We start from the raw sequence: 18,129 nt of genomic DNA on the forward strand, positions 1-18,129 counted from the left end.
GCAGCATCAAACATCAACAGAGATGAAGGGGTGGACCAAGAATGTCACAGCAAAACGTAGAAGTGCTGAAAAACTATATTGGCGGAGAATGGGTCGAAGCAAAGAGCGAGCAGACGGAACCGGTTTTTAATCCGGCTTCCGGCGAAGAGCTGGCCAGAGTCCCGCTGTCCGGCAGAGAGGATGTGGACCGGGCGGTGGCTGCGGCGGAGGAGGCTTTTGCCGGCTGGTCGAAGACTCCGGTGCCGCGGCGGGCGCGGATTCTTTTTAAATATCAGCAGCTGCTGGTGGATAACTGGGAGGAGCTGGCGAGAACCATTACGCTGGAGAACGGAAAAAGCTATAAAGAAGCGTACGGTGAAGTACAGCGCGGCATCGAGTGTGTCGAATTCGCGGCGGGCGCCCCTACGCTGATGATGGGCCGGCAGCTGCCGGATATTGCAACCGGGATTGAATCGGGAATGTACCGCTATCCGATCGGAGTCATCGGGGGCATTACCCCGTTTAATTTTCCGATGATGGTACCCTGCTGGATGTTCCCGCTGGCGATTGCCTGCGGCAATACCTTTGTGCTGAAGCCGTCCGAGCGGACGCCGCTCTTAGCCGCACGTCTGGTAGAGCTGCTGGAGCAGGCGGGGCTGCCTAAAGGTGTACTTAATGTGGTCAATGGTGCGCATGATGTCGTTAACGGCCTGCTGGAGCACCCTGGCGTTAAGGCGATTTCTTTTGTCGGATCACAGCCGGTAGCGGAATATGTCTATAAAAAAGGCACGGAGCACCTGAAACGGGTTCAGGCGCTGGCCGGGGCCAAAAACCACTCCATCGTACTGGCGGACGCCGATCTTGAGGCTTCTGCTACACAGATTATCAACGCTGCCTTCGGCTCTGCCGGAGAGCGCTGCATGGCCTGTTCCGTAGTCACTGTACAAGAAGATGTAGCTGACGAGCTGATCTCCATCCTGCTGCGCGAATGCGGAAAGATGACGATCGGCAACGGGCTGGAGGAAGACACCTTCCTGGGACCGGTTATCCGCCAGGGGCATAAGGACAAAACGGTTGCTTACATCGAGCAGGGCGTAGCCGAAGGCGCGAAGCTGCTCAGGGACGGACGGAAGGATGCTGCGGCTGCGGGTCAGGGCTATTTTGTCGGACCTACGGTATTTGATGGAGTAACCAAAGAGATGAAAATCTGGCAGGAAGAAATCTTTGCGCCGGTCCTGTCCATTGTGCGGGTCAAAGGAGTAGAGGATGCGGTTGAGCTTGCCAATGCCTCGCGTTTTGCGAACGGGGCTTGTATCTTTACCAATGATGGCGGGAAAGTCCGCTACTTCCGTGAAAATATCGAGTCCGGCATGCTGGGTGTCAATGTAGGCGTACCAGCTCCGATGGCCTTCTTCCCGTTCTCCGGCTGGAAGGATTCCTTCTACGGCGATCTGCATGCCAACGGCACCGACGGGGTTGAATTCTATACGCGCAAAAAGGTTGTCACTGCCCGCTGGCAGTAACGATAGAGGAAGGGTGGAACTCAAGTGGAACGGATCAGATTAACAACGGCGCAGGCGCTGGTGAAGTTTCTGAATGAGCAATATGTCGATTTCGGCAGCGGGCCGGAGCGCTTCGTAGAGGGTGTATTTACTGTTTTCGGCCACGGCAATGTACTTGGCCTTGGGCAGGCGCTGCAGGAGAGCCCGGGTGAATTGAAGGTGTATCAGGGCCGCAACGAGCAGGGGATGGTGCATGCGGCGACTGCTTTTGCCAAACAGAGCCGGCGGCGGCGGATTATGGCCTGTACGGCCTCCGTTGGCCCGGGCTCGGCCAATATGCTGACAGCTGCCGCGACAGCGACGGCGAATCAGATTCCCGTCCTGCTGCTGCCGGGGGATACCTTTGCAACCCGCCAGCCCGATCCGGTGCTGCAGCAGATGGAGCACACGTACAACCTGTCGATTACAGTTAACGATGCCTTTAAGGCTGTAAGCAAATACTGGGACCGGATCTGCCGGCCGGAGCAGCTGATGTCGGCCTTGCTGAATGCTATGCGGGTACTGACCGATCAGGCAGATACCGGGGCAGTGACAATCGCGCTGCCGCAGGATGTGCAGGGGGAGGCCTGGGATTATCCGGCCGACTTCTTCCGCAGACGCGTCCATAAGATTGCCCGCCGCCTGCCGCATCCGGATGAAATTGAAGCGGCAGCTGAGCTGATTGCAGGCAAGCAGCGGCCGCTGCTGGTCTGCGGCGGCGGGGTCCGCTACAGCGATGCCGGAGCTGCGCTGCGCAGCTTCGCGGAGAAGTTCGCCATTCCGTTCGGCGAGACGCAGGCCGGCAAAAGCGCAGTCGCCAGCGACTTCGCCTACAACCTGGGCGGCCTGGGCGTTACCGGCAACGGCTGCGCCAATGCGCTGGCAGCGGAGGCCGATCTCGTTATCGGCGCCGGCACCCGGTTCACCGATTTCACCACAGGCTCGAAGAGCCTGTTCGCCCATCCCGGCGTGGAGTTTGTGACGCTTAACGCCTCGCCTTACCATGCAGCCAAGCTGGATGCGCTGGCAGTGGTGTGCGATGCTGCCGAAGGTCTGAAAGCGTTATCTGTTGCGCTGGAGGAACGAGGCTATCGCTCCGCTTACGCAGATGAGATCACGGAGGCGAAGCAGGCTTGGGCCGCGGAAAGGGCGCGGCTGGCCAGTATTGAATACCGGGCAGGCGATGCGGCTGAAGCTGTGCAGGGAGATGAACCGGCGCCATTTGTGCCAGAGATTGCCGGTCATCTTGATGAGAAGCTGCCCGAATATGCCGAGGTTCTGAATACCTCGCTTACGCAAACACAGGTGCTTGCCATCATTAATGAGCTCATTCCGCAGGATGCGATTGCTATTGGAGCGGCTGGCAGTCTGCCGGGAGATATGCAGCGGATGTGGGAATCCTCCGTGCCGGATACCTACCATATGGAATACGGCTTCTCCTGTATGGGTTATGAAATTGCCGGTGCACTCGGCATCAAGCTGGCTGAGCCGGAGCGCGAGGTTTATGCTCTCGTCGGAGACGGCAGCTACCAGATGATGCATTCGGAGCTGGTGACCAGCCTGCAGGAGAACAAGAAGATCAACGTCCTCCTGCTGGACAATGCAGGCTTCGGCTGCATCAACAATCTGCAGATGGAGCAGGGCCTGGACAGCATGGCGACGGAATTCCGCCGCCGGGGAGCGGACGGCCAGCTGAGCGGTGAGCTGATGCACATCGACTATGCAGCGAGCGCTGCCGGTTACGGGGTTGAGACCTTTCGGGCGGCGACAGCGGAGCAGCTGCGCAGCGCGCTGGAGGCGGCAAGGAAGAGTGAGAAATCCACACTGATCGACATCAAGGTGCTGCCGAAGACGATGACCCACGGATACGGTGCGTGGTGGCATGTCGGTGTGGCGGAAGTATCCGGCAAGGAGAGCGTGCAGGCGGCCTATGGTCAGATATTGAGCGGACTGGAGAAGGCGCGCAGCTACTGACGCTGCCGGAAATTTTACGGGCTGCGGCGGCCGGCCGGAGCCGGCCATACCTGTCATAATGGAAGGGGAAAAACATTGATGTTCAAAGAAGAGGCGGTCCGGCTGGCGATTGCGCCCATTGCCTGGACCAACGATGATATGCCTGAGCTGGGCGGGAACAACACCTTCGAGCAGTGCATCAGCGAGATGGCACTGGCCGGGTTTCAGGGCAGCGAGGTCGGCAACAAGTATCCGCGTTCTCCGGAGGTGCTGCACCAAGCGCTCGGGCTGCGCGGCCTGCAGATTGCCAGCGCCTGGTTCAGCGCGCATCTGACGGTGCGGCCGTACGAGGAGACGGCTGAAGCTTTTGTTGCACACCGTGACTTTCTGCATGCCATGGGAGCCAAGGTCATTGTCGTCTCCGAGCAGGGCCGGAGCATCCAGGGGCAGATGGATACGCCGCTGTTTGATGCCAAGCCTGTCTTTTCAGAGGACGAGTGGACGCTACTCGCCGAAGGCTTAGGTAAGCTGGGCCGTCTTGCCGCTGAAAAAGGGATGGCCATCGTCTACCATCACCATATGGGCACCGGAGTGCAGACGGCCGCGGAAATAGCCCGGCTGATGGAGCTCACGGATCCGGCTGAGGTGTCCCTGCTATTTGATACCGGGCATCTGGCCTTTTCCGGAGAGAATCCGCTTGAGGTGCTGCGCACCCATCTTCCTCGGATCAAGCATGTCCATTTAAAGGACATCCGTCCGGAAGTGGTTCAGCGTGTAAAGGCCGAGAAGCTCAGCTTCCTGCAGGCGGTAAAAGCGGGTGCGTTTACTGTTCCCGGGGATGGCTGCATCGAATTCGCCGGTATTTTTGCTGAACTGGCCGGTTCGTCCTATACGGGCTGGTTCGTAGTTGAGGCGGAGCAGGACCCGGCGCTGGCCGACCCGCTGGAATATGCGATCAAGGCACGGAAGTATATCCGGGAAACCAGCGGGCTGTAAGTTAGATGGTGTAAGGTGCAGATTCAGGTAAGGGCAGCTGAAATGCGCACTGGAAGGCACCAAAATATGCCTTCGTTATCCAGTACCAGAATCAAGTTGGCGTGCTCGACGGCAGAGAGGCGGTGGGTGGATATCAGCGTGCGGGCTACGGGTAGACAGATTTTTCCTCAGTGTGCACACGAACGGGAAAATCCCCTTAACGGGCCCCAAGCAGGGTCCGTATTGCCCGAATAAGGGGAAAAATCCCCTTAATGAGCCCAACCTGTGCCCCAAGTTTGGGCAGCGCTGAATTAGCGAGCAACCGTCTCCTGCCTTTACTTACATCCATCAAACGCGGCGGCCTAAGCACACTCTCTCGGCTACCAGTGCAGAGCCTATTTTTTGGCTCGAGATTAATAGCTTCAAACCTATCACCCCTCAGGGTGATTTTCTGCTGTACGGGAACTGTTCGGAAACAGTGGAGGTCCTGCTTTTCTATGTTTTCCCGTGTATCCGTCCAATCAGTACCGTGCTATCTCCAATCTAAGCAATCTATGCAATCTATCTCTATCTATCTGAATATATACCTGTTATCCCGTCCCGCACTGATTCCGCCGCCTTAAACGGCTCTCCTCCACAGCGGAATCTTGCGGCTGCATCCGGTTTCTTCCTATAGTGTATTTTAGTGTCTTTCATGCAGAGCGGGGAAGAAAAAGTACCCATTAAATGTCAATTTTACCCTTTGGCCGGGTCCGGGGAGCTTGTGCTATAATGGCAGAAATCCGAATATAGGCTCGTCTGTGATTCATGAGCCTATATATTGATTAACCATATTAAGGTTTCATCTTTTCCTGCAGAAACGGCCCTGTCCCGGAAAGGACACAGCCCTTATTATAAACAGCTGCCTTCCGGGCAGCATATGCACCTGAACGGCCCGACTGCGGCCTGGTATCCTACGGTGGTGGAGGAGGTTGTCTATTGTTTCGTACCTGGTATCGCCGATTACTGCTTTCCTATTTCCCTATTTTTCTGCTCACCGTTACGATTTTGATCTTTGCCTCGTTTGTGTTTATTAATGATATCTCCCGGATGGAAACGAAAAAAGCGGACCGGATCTCCGCCAGCTATCTCAAGGATAATATCGACAAGACAATCAGGGAAGTGGAGCTGTCTGTGCTGGAGTCAGTGGAGCGCAGCGATGTCTACAAGCAGTATTTCAATAACACCGGCAAGCCGGATACCGGCTCTGTTTATGCGGTTGCCCAGAGTCTGCGCAGCCTCATTCAAGGCTCCTCCTACATTCAGTCTGTGTATCTGTATGACAAGATTAATGAAAGCGTTTTAACAGAAACTGGATTAAAGGATCTCTCCGGCTTTATAGACGAAGACTGGATCAGGCAGGTTACCTCCGGACCGCTGCCAGAGGGCTGGCAGCCTGTCCGCAGCTATAAAACGGAACTGGTACAGCGTACACCAATACGTGTGCTTACTATTAATAAAGCGATGCCGCTGCCCTTCGGCTCTGAGGGAGTGCTGGTCATCAATGTCAAAATGAGCGGGATTGAGCAGCTTGTGGACAGTATGGTTAACCAGCAGCTTTCTTTCGTGACGATTCTGGGCAGTGATGGAAATACAGTTTACCAGGCCCATTCCGACCATATCGGTGCGAAGAGCGGTAAGCAGCTGAATACACTTCAGCTGAAGCGGCTCGGCTGGACTTTTGTGAGCGGGATCAAGGCGGGCAACCTGTTCGGCTGGGTATCCGTCGTTTCCTATCTGTGGGTGGCTATTGCCATCGGGACAGTAATCTGTGCAATCTTTTACCTGGTCTATGTGACCCGGCGCAATTATAAACCGATTCAGGTGATTATGAACCGCATTGAAGGCCATCAGATCCGGCGGATGGATCAGTCGACCGACAGGCCGGATGAGATGATGCTGATTGACGGGGTGCTGGAGGATCTGATCAACCACATGACCGATTATGACCGGAAAAGCCGGGAGAACCTGCTGCTGCAGCGCAGCAAGCTGTTCAACGATCTGCTGCACAGCGAGCGGCTGGATGATGTTATCGGGCGGCTTGCAGAGCTGTCCCCGCTTACGGGGGCCGACGCCACTTCCCGGTTTACTGTGGTGCTCAGTGAAATTAACCGCTATGAGCGGGTATTTGAGGAGCGCTATACCCGGGGCGACCAGAATACGCTTAAGTTCGCCCTGATGAATGTGTTTCAGGAGCTTGCGCGTAACGCCGAGCTGCAGGGCTGGGCGGAATGGGTCGGAACGCGGCGGGTGGCGATTCTTTTCCTGTCGACCGGCAGCGATGAGGAAATGACCGGGCGGATTCGTCTCTTTGCCGAGAACTGCCGCACATGGGTGGAGCAGAACCTGCGGATTTCGCTCAGCTTTGGCATCGGTCCGGCGGCGGTCGGTCCGGGTACTATCCGCGAATCCTATGCGGCAGCCGAGCATGTCATGCAGCATAAGCTGCTCAGGAATGAGGCTGTCGCCCTGGCTGAATACGGGGAGGCACGCCAGCCGCTGCTGGAGACCTATACTTATCTGCAGATGATTGCCGAGTTCGTCAAACAGTTCCGGATGTCGAGCGGCGGGTGGCGGGAGCAGCTGGAGCGGATTTTTGAAGCCTTCAAACAAAATTTCCTCCAGGATGATGATATCCGCTCCCTGATCCAGGCGATGCTGCAGATGCTCAGCCGTGAGGTAGCCGTGATGTCGGAGGAGCTGCAGGATGAGCTGTCGGCAGAGAATGCCCAGATTCGGCTGAAGGAGCTGGAGGAGGCCGAGTCCCTGGATGAGATGAAGGGGATTCTGCTTGAGTATCTGACCGATTTATTCCGCACCTATGTCTCGGCAAGTGAGACCAAGAGCTACCGGGCGATGGTCACCGAGATGAAAAAGTATATCGAGGAGAACTTTGCCAATCCCGATCTTTCCCTGAAGCATCTGAGCGACCGGTTTCAGGTTTCGGGCAAATATGCCAGCTATCTGTTCAAAACCGAATTTAAAATGAAGTTCGTCGACTTCGTTACGGAGCTCCGGATGAAGGAGGCCGAACAGCTGCTGGCGGAAACAGATTCCCCGCTGCAGGACATTGCGCTTCAGGTAGGCTATGCCAATGCGATTACATTCGGCAGAGTATTCAAACGGATTGCCGGCATCACACCAGGGGACTACCGTCTGCTCAAACGCCGTGAATCGGGTAAAGCCTGAGGAGCAGGCCCGCTTCAGCTTGTACAATGACACTGGGCATGTCCGCAGGGACACAGCTGGCCGAAGCGCCGTGAAACCAGCCGCAGGACTGGCCCGCATACGCTCTTAAATGGGTATGCGGGCCGGTCCTGCGGCCTTTTTTCAGCCTTTTGAAAGCGGTTTATCATACGAAAATGGTTGGTCCGATAAACCGGAAGTCCGAATTTCAGGCGTTTTTGCAATCCGAAACAGGTTTATTGTCAGAGCTCCGGAAAGTGTGGAATACTGTGGTCATCCCGGAACCTTAGGCGGCCAGAAAGTAAAGGCGGCGTAAGCGTAAAAAGCATTCTTTTCTGAAGAAGGGCGGTACGGGAGCTCGGATGTGAGGTTGGGGGATTCATAAAGTCACCATTATAGCCGAAGAGGCGAAGGAGATGGCACAATGACAGTGAATGCAAACCAGAAAGTTCTGAAGAAGGCACTGGGAATCGGGTTAAGCGCAGTAATGGGGATGTCCCTGCTGGCCGGATGTTCCTCCAATGCAAATGGAAACACTAACACGGCGTCAAACGGAGGAACAGCAACCGACGGGGGCAGTAAAGAGCGCGTTACGCTTAAGGTGGAAATCTTCGACCGTGGTAACAGTCCTGCGCCGTATACCATTACCAACAACTATCTCTCCAATATGGTGCAGGAACGGTTCGGTGATCCGAACAACATTGATGTCGAATATGTTCCGGTTCAGCGCTCCGAGGAAGTTACAAAACTGAACGTACTGATGGCCAGCAACACCGATGTGCCTGATATTGTGTTCACTTATGATTCCAGCGTGTTCTACCGTTACGCCCAGCAGGGTGGTCTGACGGATGTCGGAGCGCTGCTTGATGAGCACGGGCCGAATCTGAAAAAATTCCTCGGTGAGGATACACTGGCATTCGGGCAGCTTGACGGGAAGCAGATGTCCATTCCGGGTAAGCGGGCAATCACCGGACGTTACACCTCCTACATCCGCCAGGATTGGCTGGATAAGCTGGGCCTGCCGGTGCCGACCACAACAGATGAGCTGTACACTACTTTGAAAGCGTTTAAAGATAAAGATCCGGGCGGTCTCGGCAGCAAAAATATTCCGATGGGCATGGCGCTCGCTCCGGCCCAGTTCGAGACACTGATCTATTCCTTCATCAAACCGATAAAGGGCGATCTGACTTACGGCCAGCGCTATGAGCTGCCGCTGCATGACGGCTTCAAGGATGCGATGCAATTCCTGAACAAGCTCTACAATGAAGGGCTGGTCAGCCAGGACTTCAGCCTGGATGAAGATAAAACGCAGCTGTCAAAGGATATCCAGAACGGCAATGTCGGCTTCTGGTCGGAAGATGTGGACAATATCTTCTACGCAGAAGGTACATTGGATAATCTCTATAAAAATGTACCGGGCAGCAAAGTGACGGCGGCAGATGTCCTGACTAACGCCAACGAGGGCAACAAGTACATTAAATCGCGTTATGCCTCTAACGGGATGTACATCATGATTCCGAAGAGCAGCAAACGTGCCGTGGAGGCCATTAAATATCTGGACTGGATGGCTTCGGACAACAATCTTATCGATATTTACAGCGGGGTTGAAGGCGAAAACTATGATCTGGTTGACGGTATCCCGGTAGTTAAAGCGGATGTTGCCCAGGAGTTTGCTGACCGTCTGTTCAATGCAGGCGACATGGCGATCATCTCTAACGGCAAGAACATCGGCGACCAGGCAACCAATGAAAAAGCTTGGATCAGCGGCTTCCCTGAACGCAACCAGGAAATGCTGAAGCAATCCATTGATATTGCCAACACCGATACGGTTGGACCTATCGTCTTCGGTAAACCGATTGAAGCGGAATCCAAGTACGGGACCACCCTCAGTGACAAGCTGTCAGTAATTATTGTAAAGACAGCAATGGCTAAACCAGAGCAGTTCGAAGCGGTTTACGAGCAGGAAATGAAGGATTTCATGTCCCTGGGCGGAACCCAGCTGAAAGAAGAGCTGGAAGCAGCTTTGAAGGATCTGTAAGCACACTAAATATAAAAAAGAGAACCGGAGGGAGCTGGTACGCCGCTTCATCCGGTTTTTCTTCCCAAGGAGGGAACCGGCTTGAGTAAAGTCAGCTACTTGAAGCGGTATTGGCAAATGTACGCACTGCTCTCACTGCCACTTATCTACTTTTTTATCTTCCGCTACGGACCGATGTACGGCGTGCAGATAGCCTTCAAGGATTTTAATCTGTTTCAGGGGATCGGCGGCAGTGAATGGATCGGCCTCGACGCCTTCCGCGAAGTTTTTAACATGAGAGAGTTTTACACCTCACTGCGCAACACCTTTATGCTTAATTTTCTGGATCTGGTAGTCTCTTTCCCCGCCCCTATTATTCTGGCAATCATGCTGTATGAAATTAAGAGTGCCTGGTTCAAAAAGATTTCGCAGACCATTCTTTACATTCCTCACTTCATTTCCTGGGTTATTATCGGGGGGATTGTCTATCAATTGTTCGGCAACCAGTCCGGTATGATTAACGAGGTACTGCAAGGTCTGGGGCTGAACCCGATTCCTTTTCTGACTGAAAAAGGTCCATGGCTCGTAACTTACCTGTTTACAGGAGTCTGGCAGAGCGCCGGCTGGGGAACGATTCTCTATCTGGCAGCACTAACCGGCGTAAACAGAGAGCTGTTTGAAGCAGCTGAGGTTGACGGAGCAACACGGATGAAGAAGATCTGGTATATTACGCTGCCAAGCATTAAGCCGACGATCGTTACCCTGCTTATTCTCAATCTTGGTAAAATGGTCAGCATCGGCTTCGACCGGCCGTATGTTATCGGAAATACGGCGGTACGTGAATATTCCGATGTGCTGAGTACCTTTGTCTACCGGATCGGCCTTGAGTCCGGCCAGTACACACTGGCTACCGTAGTCGGATTGTTCCAGGCTGTGGTCGGCCTTGTATTCATTCTTGGCTCCAACTATATTTCGAAAAAAATGACCGGAAACGGTATTATCTGATAAAGAGGAAGGAGGCGGAGTACTATGAGTGAACGTACTTCAAACCGGATATTCGAAATTGTCATTGTTACCTGTGTGGCCTTGTTCGTTCTGTTCTGCCTGGCTCCGTTCTTGCACGTTATTGCAGTATCACTCAGCTCCAACCGGGCCATTACTTCCGGTGAAGTCACGATTTTTCCGATTGAATTGAACTGGAATGCCTATATTCAGGTATTCTCGGATAACGCAATGATCCGCTCTCTGGGCTATACGGTGATACTTACAGCTGCAACAACCGGGCTGTGTATGCTCTTCACCATTGCCGCAGCCTATCCATTGACCAAGGGCTATCTGAAGGGCCGTAAGACATTTATGGTTATTATCATTATTACCATGTTCTTCAGCGGAGGGATTATTCCTGAATATCTGCTGATGCGCGACCTGCGCCTGCTCGATTCCACCTGGGCGCTTATCCTTCCTGGCCTGGTCAGTCCGTTTAACCTGATTATCCTGATCTCCTTCTTCAACAACATTCCCCAGAGTCTGGAAGAGTCGGCCGAGATCGACGGCAGCTCATTCTTCCGTACACTGGTAAGCATCGTCCTGCCGCTGTCCATGCCTGTGCTGGCTACGCTGGCCCTTTTCTATGCAGTCGGCAGATGGAACGGGTTCCAGGATGCGCTGATGTATATCAACAGCCCTGAACTATACCCGCTGCAGCTCAAGCTGTTCCAGATGGTACAGAATAACATGGTCTCCGAGCTGACACAAATGGAGGGGGCAAGCCGCACTGCGCTGACTCCGGAAAGCCTCAAGGCAGCGACGGTTATCTTCGCTACGGTGCCGATTCTGCTGGTCTATCCGTGGCTGCAGAAGTATTTTGTCAGCGGCGTAATGCTGGGTGCCGTTAAGGGTTAACTGCCGGTTTCACGGCAGGGATAAAGAAAGGAGAGCAAGGCCTTGGAGGATAAAGGAGCATTTTCATTCTCAACCTGCTGGAATATGAAGCGCCATACGACAGGAGACGGGCTGCTGCGGGAAATCCGCGGGCTCGGCTTCCGCAGGGTGGAGCTGAACTATAATGTGACTGAAGAGATGCTGGGGGCGATTGAGCCGATGATTGAGCGGGGGGAGATCGGCATCTCCAGTGTTCACAATACCTTCCCTCATATTCCCGACCCCGATTACGGCACGGATTCCGTACTGCTGGGCTTCGAGGACAGGGAGAAGCGGCAGCGGGCCATCCAGCTGCTGGTCCGCTCTGCCGAGTATGCGCAGCGCTACGGTGGCGAAGCAGTAGTTGTCCATCCCGGTGAGGTTCCTTTTCCGAATGATATCGCGAAGGAGCTGGAACAGCTCTATAGCGGTGAGGGAAAGGATTCGACCGCCTACCGCAGCAAGTGGGCGGAGCTGCTGGAGCGGCGGGAGGCGTACAGTGCCGGATATGTGCGGACTATTACGGAGAGCCTGTACGAAGTATGCGACCAGGCGGCTGCAAAAGGGCTGGAGGGCATCCGCTTCGGGATCGAGACACGCTCCCGGCCGCAGCAGATTCCGACGCTGGCCGAGGCCAAAAGAATCATCCGGGCGCTGAAGGGCGCGCCGGTCGGCATCTGGTATGATACCGGGCATGCCATTATGATGGACCGGCTGGGGCTGTACGACAGTGTGAGGGAGATGGACGGGCTGATGAATGATATTGTCGGCGTCCATATCCACGAGACGATCGGGCTCTCGGATCACTGGTGCCCCTATGTGAACAGCGGGGATATGCATTTCTATGATGCGTATCTGCCGATGATTGAACGGGCCCAGGTCAAGGTGTATGAGCTGAAAGCGGCCTGCCGGCCGGAGGAGATTCATGAGAGCCACCGTCTGCTTGCAGCCAAGCTGGCGGCGCGGGGGGCGCTCTGATGCTGAATGCAGAGGGCGTGAAATTAAGCGGGGAAGACCGCGAGCTGGCTGCCGCTTATGCCCCGCACCTGCTATTTGACCGGAATGAGCCGTTCTACCCCGTCCGCTTCGGCGTTACGGTGCTGCGGGAAGGCGGGCCTTCTCCTTCTTTCCGGCGCAGGCTTGCTGTGAGCCGTCCCGGAGTGGAGGCTGTCGTGGAGTACGCCATTTATTATGATTACGATATTCAGCATCTCTATGATCTGGAGCATGTGTGGGTGTATATCGGCAGTAACGGGGAAGTCGCGGACGTCGAGGCCAGCTTTCACGGCAAATATCTGAAAGGGCTGCTGCGCGGCCGTACCAATCTGAGCAATATCCGCACCAGCCTGTATGTGCAGCCCGGCAAACATGCGCTCTCACCGCTGCCTGAGGTGTTTGAGCTGCTGCCGGGCTTTGCGTCCTGTACGCAGGAGGAGGCGGGGGCGGACGGACTGATCTACGGTGACTGCTTCCGCGGGCTGCTGGCTTCGGATGAAGCGACAGATCAGAAGGTGCGCCGTTATCTGCAGACCTGCCGGTTCACTCCTTCGGGAGTCTATGGGATCTGGGAGTATGCGCACCGGAAGGACTTATTCGTTTCGTGGAACGAGCTGTTTGCTGAAATACCGGTGCGTGTGCGCAAAGAGCTGGAGCGGCTGTAATGAAACTGCCGGCGGTGCCGGGTGATAAATGCCTAACATGGAGGAATGACAATGTATAAGCAACTGGTGGACAGTAACGACAGAGCAGTGGAAGAGGGCCTGTCCCGGCAGGTGCTTGATCCGCAGAGCCGCTATTACGGCGGAACGATTGATCCGTTCACCGGCGTTGCCTGGGTCAATCATACGACAGGTACGCCAACCGAGATGTGCTATTGGGGAGCCGCGCTGATGAATCCCGATTCGAAATACTACCATGATGAACAGCTGCTGGGGAGACTTGAGCTGGCCGCCGGGTTCGTGCTGCGCGGCCAGCATACGGACGGTACAATCTCTCCAGGCTGGACGAACTTCCACTCTCCGCCGGATACAGCTTTTGTGATCGTCGGTTATGCGCAGCTGTATCAGCTGCTGTCCCGGCAGGAATGGGCGCCGCTTGTGCCTGTGCTTGACAAGATGCGGCTGTTTCTGGAGCGCACCATTCCAGCTATGCTTACAGGCGGCGGCCATACACCGAATCACCGCTGGGTCATCAGTGCGGCTCTGGCTTATCTGCATGAGCTGTTCGGACTACCGGAGGCTGTCCGGCGGGCGGAGCAGTGGCTGGCCGAAGGCATGGATATTACACCGGACGGGGAGTGGACCGAGCGCAGCAACGGCATCTACAGTGCAGTCAGCGACATGATGCTGATCCATGCCGCCCGCCTGCTGGGCCGCCCGCAGCTGCTGGACCCGGTCCGCCAGAACCTGCGGATGATGGTCTATCTGGTCCATCCGTCGGGCGAGGTCGTAACCGATTATTCCGGGCGGCAGGATCTGGGGCATGTGCATGACCTGTCCCCTTATTATTTACCGTATGCCATCCTTGCCCGGCTGGATAATGATCCGGTATTCGCCGGGATGGCCGAATGGGCCGGGCGGGGACTCAGCAATCCCGGCGTTTGCTCGGTGAACGTGCTGGTGCGGATGCTGCTGGAGCCGGAGCTGCAGCAGCCGCCAGCAACGGAGCCTGTCCTCCCAGAGCGGTACGAGACAATCCTGAACGGTGAGTTTCTGCGGCACGGCTATCTTGCAGGCATGGAGGCAGCCGGCCATCAGGGGCGGATTTCTCACAGCCGGCTGCATACCGATTTCGGGGCGCCGGTGGCCCGTTACCGGGATGGCGGAACCAGCGTGACGCTGATGACAGAGACGTCTTCCTTCTTCGCGATGCGCCATGGTGAGGTGCGGCTGCTGGCTGTACAGCTGGCTTCCTATTTCAATCCGGGATTTGTGCCAATGCAGGAGATGAGCAGGCTGCCTCAAGGCTACCGGCTGACGGGAGAACAGAAGAAGGGATACTATGGACCTGTAGAAACGGAGCGGCTGCCTGAAACGGCCGGTGCGCCGGTCAGCCCTTGGTATCTGCTTCCGCACCATATCCGTCCGCTTACTCATGAGCAGACATTCCGCGCAGAGGCAGAGGCAGTCCGTACCGGTACCGGCTGGACGATTCGCCTGCAGTGTGAGGAGCCGGGGGAGGTAATGACCCAGCTGTCCTTTGTTTTCGGCAAGGAGGGCGGCTTCACGTCAGGCGAACTGGAGGCTGTAGAGGAGGATTGTTATCTCTGGAGCGGCGGAACCCTCCGTTATGAATGCGGGGAGGACTGGATTGAGCTGACCGGCGGCGAGGCAGCGCATCTGGCAGCTTCGGTGCGTGAGGCCAAGCTGCAAAATAACTGCAAGACAGTGCTGGTGAATCTGATGACTCCGTTCAATAAGGAAATAACACTCACCCTGTCTCCATCTATGACCAAAGAGCAAAACCTGTAAATATATTGAACCGCCTTGACTCCTGCGCCTCATATGTTAGAATGACAAGATTCAAAATTCTAATATAAAGAAGTGGATGGTTATGCCAGAGCCTGGAGTGAAGGTAAAGGTAAAAGGGAAGCAGGGCAACCGGCTTCTTGATAAGTATTTTTCCGGTGATACCATGGATTACCGGCAGATGATTTCCTTGTTTATTCCTATTTTGGTCGACCAGGCTTTTGTAGTCGGACTGAATCTGGTGAATACAGCAATGATCAGCTCGTCCGGTGTAGCGGCGGTCAGTGCGGTGAATATGATAGATTCGCTTAATATTTTTCTGATCAGTGTGTTCATTGCGGTGTCTACCGGGGGGACGGTTGTAGTCGCCCAATATAAGGGCAGCGGCAATGAGCTCATGGTTTCCAAGGCCACAGCGGGGGCGGTATCGTCCGTCTCCCTGATGGCTTTATTTATTGGCCTGTTCGGAATCGTGTTCCACGGTCCGCTGCTGAATCTGTTGTTCGGTGCGGCATCACCGGACGTTATGGCCAATGCCCGGACGTATCTGATCGGCAGCAGCCTGTCTTATCTTGGGATTGCGGTTGTGGAAGCGGTCTGCGGTGCGCTTCGCGGGATCGGCAGGGCGAGGGCTTCGCTGGTGCTGTCCCTGATTATGAACCTGATCTACGTGCTGCTGAACTTTGTGTTTATTAACGGCCTGGACATGGGCGTGTTTGGTATGACGATTGCTGTCAACGCATCTAGGTACCTTGCGGCCGTCTGTGCGCTAATCTATCTGTTCCGGATGGACAGCACGCTGCATGTGAAATTCCGGGATCTGCTGGCGCTGAACTGGTCGATGCTTAAACGGATCATGAATATCGGCCTGCCGTTTGCTGCGGAGCAGATGTTTTTCAATGGCGGTAAAATTCTGACCCAGATCTTCATCGTCAGCCTGGGCACCTATGCCATCGCGACCAACGCGATCACATCCACATTGGCCGGAGTTATGCAGATTCCCGCCAATGCGTTGTCGCTGACGCTGATTACGGTCGTAGGCCAATGCATGGGCAGCCGCAATGTCAGGGACGCCCGGAAATTTGTAAAGTCATTTCTTGTACTGTCCTCGGCTTCATATGTGCTGATGGCCCTGCTGATTTTCCCGGCCTTTCATCCGCTGGTTTCGCTGTTCCATCCGCCGGTTGAAATTATCGACGATATCTTTCTGGTCTTCCTGATCAATTCCATTGCCCAGATCCCGTTATGGTCGGTCAGCTTCATAACCCCATCGGCGCTCCGGGCGGCGGGCGACTCCAAATTCACCTCGATGGTCTCCATGCTGTCGATGTGGCTGTTCCGCGTTGTGCTGGGCTACCTGCTCGGCATCCAGTTCGGCATGGGGATTGTCGGTGTCTGGCTGGCGATGAACTGTGAGTGGGGGGTTCGCGGCTTCATTTTCATGCGGCGTTTCCTCGGAGACAAGTGGCTGCAGCATAAGGTGATTTAACAACGTTTTACCTTTGCTTTTCAGGGGAACTTTGGTATTATAGTAAAAGCGAACATATATTCTCGTTTGTATCAATGGATCATCGAGGTGAGTTTGTGTGCTCAAAGCCTTCAAGTATCGGTTGTATCCAAGCGATTCGCAGGCCGATTTCTTTATGAGAAGCTTCGGCTGTGTACGTAAAGTCTACAACCTCATGCTAAATGACCGCATCGAATCCTACAAAAAGCACAGGGAAACCGGTGAGAAAATCAAACTTCCCACACCCGCCCAATACAAAAATGAATTTCCTTTTCTTAAAGAAGTCGACAGCTTGGCGCTATGCAATGCCCAGCTTCAACTGAAGGCAGCGTATAACCACTTTTTCAGTCATCCTTCCTCCGGTTTCCCAAGGTGGAAATCGCGTAAAAACCCCGTTCAGTCCTACACCACGAACAATCAGAATGGAACGATCGCCATTGTGGAAGGACGTTATTTGAAACTGCCCAAGATGGAACCCGTGCGGATCAAGCTGCACCGGCAGCTTCAGGGGCTTATCAAATCGGCCACAATCTCCCGTACCGCAACCGGTAAATATTTTGTTTCCATTCTGTGCGAAACCGAAGTGGAAGCGAAGAAATTAACTGGTTCGGCCATCGGGATGGATCTCGGTGTCACTTCTTTTGCGGCCTTCTCAGATGGAACGAAAGTCCAGAATCCGAAGCATCTGACGAAAAGCTCAGCGCGGCTCTCAAAGGCCCAGCGCAAGCTATCGCGTCGTGCGCTGCAGGCCAAGAAGGAGGGGCGCTTCCTCGCAGACAGCCGTAATTACCAGAAGCAGCGCATCCTGGTGGCCAAGCTGCATGAAAAAATAGTCAATCAGCGAAACGACTTTCATAACAAGCTCAGCACGTATCTCGTCAACAACCACGACGTGATCTGTGTTGAGACCCTGAATGTTAAAGGGCTGGTCCGAAATCACAGGCTGGCTGGTGCTTTGCATGATGTCTCCTGGTCCGCCTTTCTGTCCAAACTGACCTACAAAGCAGAGTGGTATGGGAAACAAGTGATCCAGGTGGGGCGCTGGTTCCCCTCCAGTCAAATTTGTTCCTCCTGTGGACACTGGGATGGAAAGAAAGGACTCCATATCCGGGAATGGAGCTGCCTAAGCTGCGGAGCCACGCATGACCGTGACGTGAACGCAAGCGTGAACATTCGGGCAGAAGGGCTGCGTCAGTTCCATGGAACCGCCTGAAAGAAAACGCTGAATGGAACCGCAGGGACTGCGGGGATTGCTTGGCACATAAGCCTAACCGCTGCTTCGGAATGTACGTCATCTAGAGAAAGCTGGGCTGTTCCCAAGAAGCTCACATCTCTATAGGTGGGAGTAGTTCACTCTGCTGATACTGTCACTGAAAGAGGACTGGCAGCCGTATTACCGTTATATAGAGGAGGAAGCCCTGCCGCATTTCCGCAGCAACGGCGACACCTACACCATTGAACGTTACGAGCGCAAGCTGCTGTCTTATTACCTCAAGAGCGGGGAGCGCGACAAGGCACTCGAGCTGTCGCTCTCTATGATCAGCG

12 protein-coding genes are annotated in these 18,129 nt (G+C 54.8%); all 12 read left to right on the forward strand.

All coding sequences use genetic code 11. The annotated features are described in order from the left end of the window. The first annotated feature begins 41 nt into the window (after positions 1 to 41). The 12 genes from BLR64_RS06105 (at position 42) to tnpB (ending at position 17,797) form a co-directional block, all read left to right on the forward strand. The gene (locus BLR64_RS06105) at positions 42 to 1,502 is read left to right on the forward strand and encodes a CoA-acylating methylmalonate-semialdehyde dehydrogenase (protein WP_090713233.1); all 1,461 of its coding nucleotides are present in this window, start codon (positions 42 to 44) and stop codon (positions 1,500 to 1,502) included. A gap of 24 nt (positions 1,503 to 1,526) precedes the next feature. Beyond that, on the forward strand, positions 1,527 to 3,494 hold the full coding sequence (gene iolD, locus BLR64_RS06110) for a 3D-(3,5/4)-trihydroxycyclohexane-1,2-dione acylhydrolase (decyclizing) (protein WP_090713235.1): 1,968 nt from the start codon (positions 1,527 to 1,529) through the stop codon (positions 3,492 to 3,494). 78 nt (positions 3,495 to 3,572) lie between these two features. Then, a complete protein-coding gene (iolE, locus tag BLR64_RS06115; protein ID WP_090713237.1) occupies positions 3,573 to 4,469 on the forward strand; it encodes a myo-inosose-2 dehydratase in 897 nt (298 codons plus the stop codon). Between the two features lie 957 nt (positions 4,470 to 5,426). Then, on the forward strand, positions 5,427 to 7,676 hold the full coding sequence (locus BLR64_RS06120) for a helix-turn-helix domain-containing protein (RefSeq protein ID WP_090713239.1): 2,250 nt from the start codon (positions 5,427 to 5,429) through the stop codon (positions 7,674 to 7,676). 421 nt (positions 7,677 to 8,097) lie between these two features. Next, positions 8,098 to 9,711 (forward strand): extracellular solute-binding protein, encoded by a 1,614-nt coding sequence (locus BLR64_RS06125; RefSeq protein WP_090713241.1) that lies wholly within the window; start codon positions 8,098 to 8,100, stop codon positions 9,709 to 9,711. A gap of 117 nt (positions 9,712 to 9,828) precedes the next feature. Beyond that, positions 9,829 to 10,695, forward strand: coding sequence for an ABC transporter permease (locus BLR64_RS06130; RefSeq protein ID WP_090713439.1), 867 nt, complete (start codon positions 9,829 to 9,831; stop codon positions 10,693 to 10,695). A 24-nt stretch (positions 10,696 to 10,719) separates the two neighbouring features. Further along, positions 10,720 to 11,592 (forward strand): carbohydrate ABC transporter permease, encoded by an 873-nt coding sequence (locus BLR64_RS06135; RefSeq protein WP_090713243.1) that lies wholly within the window; start codon positions 10,720 to 10,722, stop codon positions 11,590 to 11,592. 84 nt (positions 11,593 to 11,676) lie between these two features. Further along, positions 11,677 to 12,588, forward strand: coding sequence for a sugar phosphate isomerase/epimerase family protein (locus BLR64_RS06140; protein ID WP_090713440.1), 912 nt, complete (start codon positions 11,677 to 11,679; stop codon positions 12,586 to 12,588). Continuing rightward, entirely contained in the window at positions 12,588 to 13,271 is a 684-nt protein-coding gene (locus BLR64_RS06145; protein ID WP_090713245.1) for a hypothetical protein, read from the forward strand. The genes BLR64_RS06140 and BLR64_RS06145 overlap by 1 nt, the downstream gene beginning before the upstream one ends. A 51-nt stretch (positions 13,272 to 13,322) precedes the next feature. Then, positions 13,323 to 15,080, forward strand: coding sequence for a hypothetical protein (locus tag BLR64_RS06150; protein WP_090713247.1), 1,758 nt, complete (start codon positions 13,323 to 13,325; stop codon positions 15,078 to 15,080). Between the two features lie 82 nt (positions 15,081 to 15,162). Next, positions 15,163 to 16,566: an MATE family efflux transporter gene (locus tag BLR64_RS06155; protein WP_090713248.1), complete on the forward strand. Its 1,404-nt coding sequence runs from the start codon at positions 15,163 to 15,165 to the stop codon at positions 16,564 to 16,566. A 97-nt stretch (positions 16,567 to 16,663) separates the two neighbouring features. Further along, positions 16,664 to 17,797 (forward strand): IS200/IS605 family element RNA-guided endonuclease TnpB, encoded by a 1,134-nt coding sequence (gene tnpB, locus BLR64_RS06160; protein WP_090713249.1) that lies wholly within the window; start codon positions 16,664 to 16,666, stop codon positions 17,795 to 17,797. Positions 17,798 to 18,129: the final 332 nt, after the last annotated feature.

The sequence above is a fragment of the Paenibacillus typhae genome, assembly GCF_900099765.1.
Taxonomy (GTDB): Bacteria; Bacillota; Bacilli; order Paenibacillales; family Paenibacillaceae; genus Paenibacillus_AQ; species Paenibacillus_AQ typhae.

Excerpts from the sequence above, each read along its gene's own strand:
- BLR64_RS06105 (WP_090713233.1), top strand. The coding sequence starts at position 42 with ATGTCACAGCAAAACGTAGAAGTGCTGAAAAACTATATTGGCGGAGAA.
- iolE (WP_090713237.1), top strand. The coding sequence starts at position 3,573 with ATGTTCAAAGAAGAGGCGGTCCGGCTGGCGATTGCGCCCATTGCCTGG.
- BLR64_RS06125 (WP_090713241.1), top strand. The coding sequence starts at position 8,098 with ATGACAGTGAATGCAAACCAGAAAGTTCTGAAGAAGGCACTGGGAATC.
- BLR64_RS06130 (WP_090713439.1), top strand. The coding sequence starts at position 9,829 with ATGTACGCACTGCTCTCACTGCCACTTATCTACTTTTTTATCTTCCGC.
- BLR64_RS06135 (WP_090713243.1), top strand. The coding sequence starts at position 10,720 with ATGAGTGAACGTACTTCAAACCGGATATTCGAAATTGTCATTGTTACC.
- BLR64_RS06140 (WP_090713440.1), top strand. The coding sequence starts at position 11,677 with ATGAAGCGCCATACGACAGGAGACGGGCTGCTGCGGGAAATCCGCGGG.
- BLR64_RS06145 (WP_090713245.1), top strand. The coding sequence starts at position 12,588 with ATGCTGAATGCAGAGGGCGTGAAATTAAGCGGGGAAGACCGCGAGCTG.
- BLR64_RS06150 (WP_090713247.1), top strand. The coding sequence starts at position 13,323 with ATGTATAAGCAACTGGTGGACAGTAACGACAGAGCAGTGGAAGAGGGC.
- BLR64_RS06155 (WP_090713248.1), top strand. The coding sequence starts at position 15,163 with ATGCCAGAGCCTGGAGTGAAGGTAAAGGTAAAAGGGAAGCAGGGCAAC.